The organism is Rhodanobacter sp. UC4443_H10 (assembly GCF_052978325.1).
The window spans coordinates 2,229,633-2,239,625 of sequence record NZ_CM129668.1 but is presented as its reverse complement, the minus strand read 5'-3'; the positions used below and the strand labels follow the sequence as shown (position 1 = coordinate 2,239,625).

Sequence of the window (9,993 nt, the reverse complement as noted above, 5' to 3'; positions counted from 1 at the left end):
CGTGCATCCGTCCATGGGGCGCGGCACCGATCGTGATGGCCTGGCTCAGTCGTTTCTTCACCCCGAGTCACGCGCTCGATCCTGATCACGCCGCATGTTCACATTAAGCCTTCTCTACCTCGCGCTCACCATCGTCCGGCCACAGGATTTCCTGCCCGCGCTGGAGGGCATTCCGCTGTTGCCGGTGGTGCTGCTGCTGGCTTTCGCGGCGTGGATGATCCGTGCCGGCAAGAATTTCGACGCGCCGCAGTTCCTGTTGTTGCCGGTGTTCCTGCTGGTAGGCATGGTGTCGATGGTCGCCAACCACTGGTTCGGCGGCGCGCTTGCGCTGCTGGAGAGTTTCGGCCCCATCGTGATCGCGTTCTTCGTCTTCGCCTCCGCCTGCACCACGCAGCGCCGGGTGACCATCGCGATGACGGTGTTCGTGCTGTGCGCCTGCGTGCTGGCCCAGCACAGCATCGTGCAGGCGAACACCGGCATGGGCTGGACCGGCGTACCGCTGGGTGAGGACGGGCGCGTGCGCTACGTGGGCATCTTCAACGACCCCAACGACGTGGGCCTGCTGTTTGCCGCCACGCTGCCGATGGCGTTCTTCCTCAGCAGCGGGGGCGGGTTCCTGCGCCGGATCTGGTGGCTGGCCGCCGCGGGCCTGCTGCTGTACGGCATCTACCTGACCAATTCGCGCGGCGCCATGCTGGCGGTGCTGGTGGTCGGCGGCATCTTCGTGTGGCGACGCCGCGGCATGTTCACCGCCGGCGTGCTCGGCGTGCTGGGTTTGCTGGTGATGCGCCTGCTGTCCTCGCGCATGCAGGAGCTGGACCCGGACGAGTCATCGGCGTTTGGCCGGGTGGATGCCTGGTACGAGGGCATGCACATGTTCTTCTCCAACCCGCTGCTCGGCGTCGGCCCCGGCAACTTCACCGACTACAATCAGCTCACCGCGCACAACTCCTGGGTACTGGTGCTGGCCGAAACCGGGTTTCTGGGCTACACCCTGTGGCTGGCATTCACCACCTACGGCTTCTGGATGATGATGACCGTGATGCGCCACCAGCCCGAAGCGGCCGTCGAGTCGGCGCAGGCCGGCACGTGGCAGGGCGAGCGGGCGATCGCGTTCACCCTGCTGTTGTCGCTGTACGGGCTGTTCTCCGCGGCGTTCTTCCTCAGCCGCAGCTACACCGTGGTGATGTACCTGCTGGTCGCGCTGGTGGTGGGCCATTACATGGGCGCGCGCCAGCGCTGGCCGGGCGTGCCGCTGCTGCGCCTGACCGATCACTGGATGCGCTGGCTGGCCGTGTCGGTGGCCACCATCGTGGCGTTGTACGTCATCACCACCATCTTGCTGATCGGCTCATGAGCATTCGCAGCGGCGCCTTGCGCAACACCCTGTTTTCCTCGATCGGCATCTACGTCGAGTACTCGCTGGGGATGCTGGCGGCGATCCTGATCGCGCGCCAGCTGGGACCGCAGCATTACGGCATCTACGGCCTGTTCATCTGGTTTGCCGCGATCGGCGTGGTGGCGACCAACTCGGGCATCACCACCGGCGTGATCAAGTTCGTCGCCGAGCTGCGCGGCGCCGACCAGCACGAGCTGATCGTGCCGGTGGTGCGTTACCTGCGTCGCATGCAGATGTGGCACCTGCTCGCGGTGATGGCGCTGGCGCTGGCGCTGTACCTGCTGTTCGGCGCACGTTTCGCCGCCGACCTGCGCGTGACCGAGTTCGTCATGCTTGCCGCCGCCGTGGCGTTGCGCGCGCCGTACATGTTCAACATCGCCGTCGCCAAGGGTTTCGAGGCGTTCGACGCCACCGCCAAGGTCAGCCTGATCTCCGCGCCGCTGAACCTGCTGATGGTGGCGGCGGCGATGCTGATGGGGGCGTCGATCTTCTGGTTCCTGGTGGTCTACCTGATCTCCGGCGCGGTGTTCCTGCTCACCTCGCGCCACCAGGCGCGGCGCCTGCTGGCGCGGCATGCCGGCGCGGGGGCGGTGCCCGAGGTGTTGCAGCAGCGGGTGCGCCGGCACCTGCGCATCGTCTCGGTCACCATCATCCTGGGCTTCCTGATCGCCAGCGACGTGGAGATCCTGTTCCTCAACCTGTTCGACAGCGCCGCTTCGGCGGGCTATTTCAAGGTCGCCTACCAGCTGGCGACCGGGATCATGCTGCTGGTGCCGGGCGTGTTCGGGGCGGTACTGCTGCCGATGATGGCCAAGGCGCAGAGCCAGGGGCGCGAGGCCGGCGGCCGGCGCTTCGTCGCCGTGACCAGCTATCTCGCCCTGCTGGCGGCGCCGGTGGTGGCCTTCGGCGGCACCTTCGCCGGCGCGGTGATCGGCCTGCTGTACGGCGCGACCTATGCCGCCGCGGCGCCGGTGTTCGGCTGGTGCCTGTTCGCCTGCGCCATGGGCACGGTGACCCAGGGCGCCACCAGCCTGCTGGTCAGTGCGGATCGGCAGAACGTGGTGCTGATCCTCACCATCATTCTTGGCGTGCTGAAGATGCTGCTTGATTACGTGCTGATCGCGCGGTTCGGTCTGTACGGTTCGGTGGCGGCCATCGTGATCCTGTTGTTCGTCATCGCCGCCTCCTACCTGACCATCGGCATCCGCATCAGCGGCGTGCAGCTGGAGTGGCTGCGGCTGCTGCGCATCGTGCTGGCGGCGGCGCTGGCCGCCGGGCTCGCCTCGCTGGTCCACGCGGCGCAGCTGGGGCCGATCCCGACCCTGCTGCTGGGCGCGTTCGTGCTGACCGCGTCCTACGCGCTGCTGACCCTGTTGTTGCAGTGCTGGAGTCGCGCCGACATTGCCCAATTGCAGAGCCTGCACCAGCGCTACGCCGCCGGTCGACCGCGTCCGCTCGGCCGTCTGCTGGCGTGGGCCGGTGCGCGCGCCTGGGGGGATCCATGAAGACATCGTGGTACGAGAAGGCGTTTTCCCGCGTGCTCTACCCGCTGTGGGAGAGCGGCCTGCGACGGCGGCACACGCTGGCCTACCTGGCCGACTACCAGCGCGACCAGTGGCTGGCGCCGGAGCAGATCGCCGCGCTGCAGTGGCAACGCCTGAAGCGGTTGCTGGAGCACTGCGAGCAGAAGGTTCCGTATTACCGGCAGCGCTGGCGCGAGGCCGGCATCGCCGTCGCCGACATCCGCAACCTGGATGACTACGCGCAGCTGCCGGTGCTGACCAAGGCCGACATCCGCCAGCACTTCGATGCGTTGCAGGCCGAGGGCTGGCACGACCGCGTGCTGACCAAGGCCACCGGCGGCTCCACTGGTGACCCGCTGCGTTTCGGCTACACCCGCGAGAGCTACGAGCGGCGCACCGCAGTGATGTGGCGCGGCTACGACTGGGCCGGCTCGCGCATGGGCCGGCGCACCTTGTTCGTGTGGGGCGGGGCCGTGGGCACGCCGCACCGGCTCCAGCAGTTCAAGGACCGCGTGTACAACGCGGCGTTCGCCCGGCGCGTGCTCAACAGCTTCGGCATGACCGAGGCCAACATGGCCGGCTACGCCGACGCGATCGACGACTACCGCCCGCAGGTCATCGTCGGCTACGTCGGCCCGCTGGTGCGGCTGGCGCAATGGCTGCTCGACACCGGTCGCCGCGTGGCCGCGCCGCGGAGCATCATCGGCGCCGCGGAGTCGCTGCACGAGTTCCAGCGCGAGATCATCGAGCGTGCATTCGGCTGCCCGGCGTACAACACCTACGGCTGCCGCGAGTTCATGCTGATAGCCTCCGAATGCGAGCGTCGCGAAGGCCTGCACGTCAACGCCGATCACCTGGTGGTGGAGTTGCAGCGGCACCCCGGTGCGCCCGTCACCGAACCGGGCGAGGTGGTGATCACCGACCTGTTCAACTACGGCATGCCGTTCGTGCGCTACCTCAACGGAGACGTCGCCACCGCGAGCGACCACGTCTGCAGTTGCGGTCGCGGCTTGCCGCTGCTGCAGCGCGTGGATGGCCGCCTGCTCGACGCGATCCGCACCCCGGCCGGCCACCTGCTGCCCGGCGAGTTCTTCCCGCACATGCTCAAGGACGTGCCGGGGCTGGTGCGCTTCCAGGTGGTGCAGCGCCGGCTCGACCAGCTCGAACTGTCGCTGGTGCGTGGTCCCGGCTTCGACGAAGCCTCGCTCGCCTACATCCGCCGCGAGCTGGCCAAGGTGGTCGGCGACAGCCTGCAATTGAACGTCCATTTCGTCGACGACATCCCGCTCACGCCCAGCGGCAAGTGGCGCGTGTGCATCTCCGAACTGCCGGCCACGCCCGCGGCATGAACATCGTCCACGTCGTCGAGAACCTCAACCGCGGCGGCCTGGAACGCATGGTCATCGACCTGGTGACCATGCAGCAGCGGCAGGGTCACCGCTGCCGCGTGGTCTGCCTGTTCGAAGCCGGCGCGCTGGCGCACGAGCTGGACGCCCAGGGCATTCCCGTGCACGCCTGCGGCAAGCGCCGCGGGCCGGATCTGCGCGCCCTGCTGCGCCTGCGCCGCGCCCTGGCGACACCCGCCACCGAAGTGCTGCACACCCACAACGCGGTGGCGCACTACCACGCGGTCTGGGCCAGCACCGGGCTGGGCATCGGCCGTGTCGTCAACACGCGCCACGGCATGGGCGCCAACCGCAACTCGCGCCGGCGCGAGGGCCTGTATCGACGCGCGCTGGCGCGCACCGATGCGGTGGCGCTGGTGTGCGCGGCCGCGCGCGACGACGCCGTGCGCCGCGGCATCGTGCCGCCGGGCAAGGCCTGCGTGGTGCCGAACGGCATCCGCGTGGATCAGTTTCTGTCCGCTTCTCCCGACCATCGTGCGCGCCTGCGCGAGAGACTGGCGCTGCCGCCGCAGGCGCGGCTGATCGGCAGCGTGGGCCGGCTCAACTGGACCAAGGATCAGGCCAACCTGATCCGCGCCTTCGCCGTGGTGCGCCAGCGCGTGGCCGATGTCGTGCTGCTGCTGATCGGCGACGGCGAACTGCGCGCCGAGCTGGAGCAGCTTGCCGCTGCGACGATGCCGGGCGGGAGCGTGCGCTTTCTCGGCGATCGCAGCGACGTGCGCGAACTGCTCCCCGGGCTCGACCTGTTCGCGCTGTCCTCGCTCAGCGAGGGTTATTCGATGGCATTGCTGGAAGCCTGCGCCAGCGCCCTGCCCATCGTCGCCACCGCGGTGGGCGGCAACGGCGAGATTGTGCGCGAGGGCGTGAATGGCAAGCTGGTGCCGGCCGCCGACGCGGATGCGCTGGCCGCGGCGATGATCGCGCTGCTGGAGGCGCCCGCGACCGCGCAGGAACTCGGCGCGCGCGGGCGCGCGTGGGTCGAGGCGGAAGGCTCGCTGGAGCGCATGGCCGCGCGCTACGAATCGCTCTATCGCGGCGAGCGGGAGCCGGCCGGCGCATGAAACTGCTGATCACCACCAACCTGTTTCCCACGCCGTGGGACCCGCTGCGCGGCGCGTTCAACCGGCAGCAGTTCGAGCGCCTGGGCCAGCGCCACGAGGTGCACGTGCTGACCGCGGTGGATTTTCGCGAGCGGCTGGGCGGCGTGCGCGGCACGGTCGACGTGCCCGGCCTGCGTCGTGACCACTTCACTTTCGTGTTTCCGCCGGGACTGCGCTCGCTGCATGCCGGGTGCTGGTTCGCTTCGCTGTGGCTGCAGCACGGCCGGCGCCTGCGCGCGGAAAAATACGACGCGATCCTGGCCAGCTGGGCCTATCCCGATGCGGTGGCCTCTGGCTGGCTGGCGCGCCGGCTGAACATCCCCTACGTGGTCAAGGTGCACGGCAGCGACCTGAACGTGATGGCCGAGGGTGCGTTGCGCCGGCCGCAGATCGGCGCGGCGTTGCGCCGTGCGGGCGCAGTGGTGGCGGTGAGCCAGGCACTGGCCGACAAGGCGGTGGCGCTGGGCGCCGACCCGACGCGGGTGCACACGATCTACAACGGCGTCGATGCGCAGCGGTTCTCGCCCGGTTCGCGCGAGGCGGCGCGACAACGCCTGGGCCTGGGCGCCGAGCAGCCGTTGCTGCTCTACGTCGGCAATCTGAAATCGACGAAGGGTTGTCTGGACTTGCTGGAGGCGTTTCCCGCCGTGCTGGCGCAGCGGCCGCAGGCGGCCCTGGTCTACGCCGGCGCCGGCGCCTGCCGCGACGAACTGCTCGCGCGGGCCGCCGCCCTGGGCTGCGCCGAACGCGTCAGCCTGGTCGGTGCCGTGCCGCATGCGCAACTGGGCGACTGGTTCCGCGCCGCCGACCTGTTGTGCCTGCCCAGCCACAACGAAGGGGTGCCGAACGTGGTGCTGGAGGCGATGTCCTGCGGTATCCCGGTGGTGGCCAGCCGGGTCGGCGGCATCCCCGAAGTGCTGCCGGAGTTTGCCGGCATGCTGGTGCCGGTGCGTGATCCGGCAGCGTTGTCCGCCGCCTTGCTGGAAGCCACCGGCCGGGCATGGCAGGGCGAGCGCATCGTCGAACACGCGCGGGGCTTTCGCTGGGACGACAACGTCGACCGGCTGGAGCGGGTGTTGTGCGAGGTCGCTGCCGGTCACCCGTGACCCGCGGGGCGGGCCGGTCAGGCGTCGTCGGCTTTTGTCGCTGGCGCGTTGCCTGTTTGCGCGTTCGTCGCGAACATCCGCTCGAAACCCTTCTGCAAGCCGATGCGCGGTTCCCAGCCCAGTCCGCTGCGTGCCGCACTGATGTCGAAGTTGGCCAGCGGGCGCAGCGAGCGGACCCGGTAGCGGGTCAGCGGCACGCTGCGGTGAAGCAGCTTGCCGAGCAGTTCCACGCCGGCAGCCAACGCCATGAACACGCCGGTGGGCACGCGCAGCAGCTTCAGCTCGTCGCCCAGCTTGCCCTTCACCCTGGCCAGGTAATCGCCCTGGGTGACGATCTGCGGGTCGACCACGTTGAAGATCCGGCCCGTCGCGGCGGGTGCGTGCGCGGCCAGCAGCAGCGCGTCGACGACATCGTCGACGTAGACCAGCGGCAGAGTCTGCTGCGCCGGGCCGACCGCGATCCAGCGCCCGGCCAGCGCCAGCGTGCCGTTCGGGGTCACGCGCTCGGCCCCCGGCCCCACGATCTGGCCCGGGCGCACGATCACCGCCGGCAGCGCGCGCTCGCGGATCGCGTCGCTGACGATTCCTTCGGCGGTGAGCTTGGTCTGGGTATAGGCGCCGCGGCGGTCGGGCCAGGGCTCGAACGCCGAGTTTTCGGTGACGGCCACCGCCGGATCGCGGCCGGCGTGGTCGAGCACGCTGAGCGAGCTGACGTAGACCAGCCGCTCCGCCGCATGCCTGGCGCAGGCGTCGACCACATTGCGGGTGCCCCACACGGTGCCCGCCTCGAAGTCGCCGGGGCCGCCGCGCATCGCCGCGCCGACGTGGTAGACCACGCGCGCGCCCTGCACGGCATGGTCGACGATCGCCGGATCGCCCAGATCGCCCACCACCACCTGGATGCCGGCGCTCTCGGCGGCCGGGTCGGCCCGGCGCACCAGCACGCGCACCGATTGCCCGCGTGCACGCAGCGCGGCGACCAGCGCGCGGCCGAGGAAACCGGCGGCGCCCGTCACCAGCGCGTCGACCGGCGCCAGCGGCACGATGCGCGCGGCCAGTTCGTCGCGCCGTTCGCGATCCGCCTGCGCGCACACCGTTTCCATCAGCGCGACATGGCGGCGGCCTTCCTCCGCGCTGATCGGCGGCGTGGTGCCCTCATGCAGCGCCTGCGCAAATGCCTGCGCGCCGTGCTGGATGCCGGGCGAGGGGCGCAGCCGGCCGGTGGCGAAGCGCAGCACGTTCCACGGCACGCGCACCACGTCGCGCAGGGCGTTGGTGAAGGCGGTGAGCACGATGCCGATGAACTTCGGGCCGGGCAGCACGCGCTTGATCCGGCAGATCTGCAGGAAACGGTCGGCCTCGATGATGCCGCGCGTGCCCTGCACGATGATGCGGTTCTGCATCGGGCGGATGTTCCACGACAGCAGCAGCCGGCCGACGCCGTCCGCGCATTGTGCGCGGGCATCCCATTCGTCGAACTTCAGGTTGGTGCTGCGGCCGCTGGAGCGATAGCGCACGTCCAGCTCGCCGATCGGGCCGAGGAAGGATTCGAGCACGTACAGGCCGTGCACGCCGAGGTCGCGGAACGGATACGAGCCCTGCTTGACCATGCCCGGCAGCGGGCCGCCCGCGTACGGCGGATAGTCCGAGCTGCGCAGCACGTCGAAGCTCAGCACCTCGCCGATGCGCCCGGCCTTGACCCAGGCCTGCGCCTGCATCACCACCGGATCGAAATGGTCGGAATGGTCGACCGACAGCAACAGGCCCTTGTCGCGCGCCTTGGCGATCATCGCATCGCACTCGGCGACGGAGTCGGCCATCGGCTTCTCCACGAACACGTGGCAGCCCATGTCCAGCGCCTGCAGGGTCAGCGGCGCGTGGCTGGACGGCGGCGTGAGCACGTACACCGCATGCGGGTGGCGTTCGGCGAGCCGGGTGAAGTCGCCGGTGACGAACTCGATCCCGAAGCTGGTGGCCAGCGCCTGCGCGGCCTTGGTGTCGATGTCGCAGATGCCCACGATCTCGACGAACTCGAGCCGGCGCAGCGCGGCGATGTGGTGGCGCGCCACGTAGCCGGCACCCACGATGGCGATGCGCAGCTTCCCTTCGATTCCCGCGTTCATCCTGTCCCCTGTTGTTTCCACTGATTCATGCCTGCTTGCGTGCAAGCGCCGATGATACTTCGCGCAACACCTCGTCCACGCGGTTGTCCCACGTTTGTCCGGCCACCGCGGCCACGCGCGCGTCGGCTGCCGCCGGCGTGTCGTCCCGCAGCGCCCGATCCAGACCGTGCAGGAAGCCGTCCCGGTCCGCCGCGATCTCGACCCAGCGCGCGAACTTGTCGATCTCCGGCTGGCTCACGCTGACCACCGGCTTGCCGGTGGCCAGGTACTCGCGCACCTTCAGCGGATTGGCGTTCGCGACCTGGCGGTTGTGCCGGTACGGGATGATCGCCACGTCGAATGCCTTGGCCCAGCGCGGCAGCTCGCGGTACGGCTGAGCGCCGACCAGCCGCACGTTGTCCAGCGCGCGCAGGCGCGACACGTCCACGGCGGCGTGGCCGACCAGCAGGAAGCTCCACTGCGGGCGCTCGCGCGCCAGCCATTCGATCAGTTCCAGGTCGATCCATTCGTGAAGGGAGCCGAAATAGCCCACCACCGGGTGGACGAGCTCCCGCGCCGCGGCCGGCACCGCCGTGGCGGGGTCGCGCGCCTGGCCGAACAGGGCCGTGTCGACGCCATGGGGCGAGAAGCGGGTGGCTGGGTTGATGGCGCGCTTGGCCTCCAGCAGCGCCGGCGGGGCGACGAAGACGAGGTCGGCACGGCGGGTCAGATCCAGGTCGCGTGCGGCGATCAGCTCGCTGTCCACGCCCGGGTGCGCCGCGTAGTCGTCGATGCAGTAGTACACGCACAGGCGCTCGCCCAGCTGCTGCGCCAGGAAACCCGGGTGCGGCACCGCGAACCAGGAGATCGGCGTGACGTCGCCCAGCACGCGCATGGCGCGGCGCACCGCCCAGCGGCCGAAGACGCGGTTCAGCCAGTCGACCCCCGGCACCCGCCGAAACGGCAATTGCGGCACGGTGCAATGCCACAGGTTGGGGCGCACCGGCACCGGCGCGCGCAGGGCCGCGCGCAGCTTGCGCCAGGCGCGGCGCAGGTCGCGCCCGCTGGCCTGCGGCGCGCGCATGCCGGGCGAGTCGACGTACAGCAGCGGTGCGGCATGGGCCAGGCGTTCGGCCACGTGATGGCTGCTGGTACGGTTTTCCGCGTACCAGTCGTTGCCGAAGTAGATCAGGCCATATCCCTGCAGCACGCGTCTCTCCGCGGATCGCAAACGTGGGTGTGTGGGCCGGCGCCGTGATCCCCGCGCGGCCGCCCGAAGGACGGCGGACATGCGAAAATCGCCCGGCTTGGTGCCGAATGAAGATATCCTGTGCGTCGGATTCGGATGGCGGCAGCA

At 69.9% G+C, this 9,993-nt stretch carries 7 protein-coding genes; 5 read left to right on the top strand and 2 right to left on the bottom strand.

Features of this window, described 5'->3' with window-relative positions; translation table 11 throughout:
* Positions 1-94 precede the first annotated feature (94 nt).
* From ACVCMB_RS10395 to ACVCMB_RS10375, 5 genes are read left to right on the top strand one after another with little or no spacing between them, the layout of a single operon-like run.
* Positions 95-1,357, top strand: coding sequence for an O-antigen ligase family protein (locus tag ACVCMB_RS10395; protein ID WP_447106863.1), 1,263 nt, complete (start codon positions 95-97; stop codon positions 1,355-1,357).
* Positions 1,354-2,904, top strand: coding sequence for an oligosaccharide flippase family protein (locus ACVCMB_RS10390; protein ID WP_447097929.1), 1,551 nt, complete (start codon positions 1,354-1,356; stop codon positions 2,902-2,904). The genes ACVCMB_RS10395 and ACVCMB_RS10390 overlap by 4 nt, the downstream gene beginning before the upstream one ends.
* Positions 2,901-4,271 (top strand): phenylacetate--CoA ligase family protein, encoded by a 1,371-nt coding sequence (locus ACVCMB_RS10385; RefSeq protein ID WP_447106862.1) that lies wholly within the window; start codon positions 2,901-2,903, stop codon positions 4,269-4,271. The genes ACVCMB_RS10390 and ACVCMB_RS10385 overlap by 4 nt, the downstream gene beginning before the upstream one ends.
* Positions 4,268-5,389, top strand: a complete 1,122-nt coding sequence (locus tag ACVCMB_RS10380; RefSeq protein WP_447106861.1) for a glycosyltransferase — start codon at positions 4,268-4,270, stop codon at positions 5,387-5,389. The genes ACVCMB_RS10385 and ACVCMB_RS10380 overlap by 4 nt, the downstream gene beginning before the upstream one ends.
* A complete protein-coding gene (locus ACVCMB_RS10375; RefSeq protein WP_395120372.1) occupies positions 5,386-6,534 on the top strand; it encodes a glycosyltransferase in 1,149 nt (382 codons plus the stop codon). The genes ACVCMB_RS10380 and ACVCMB_RS10375 overlap by 4 nt, the downstream gene beginning before the upstream one ends.
* Positions 6,535-6,551: 17 nt before the next feature.
* On the opposite strand, the gene ACVCMB_RS10370 is transcribed toward ACVCMB_RS10375, so the two are convergent.
* Positions 6,552-8,657 (bottom strand): NAD-dependent epimerase/dehydratase family protein, encoded by a 2,106-nt coding sequence (locus tag ACVCMB_RS10370; RefSeq protein ID WP_395120371.1) that lies wholly within the window; start codon positions 8,655-8,657, stop codon positions 6,552-6,554.
* A 25-nt stretch (positions 8,658-8,682) separates the two neighbouring features.
* Complete coding sequence (locus ACVCMB_RS10365) at positions 8,683-9,846, bottom strand: glycosyltransferase (protein WP_447101501.1); 1,164 nt, start codon at positions 9,844-9,846, stop codon at positions 8,683-8,685.
* Positions 9,847-9,993: the final 147 nt, after the last annotated feature.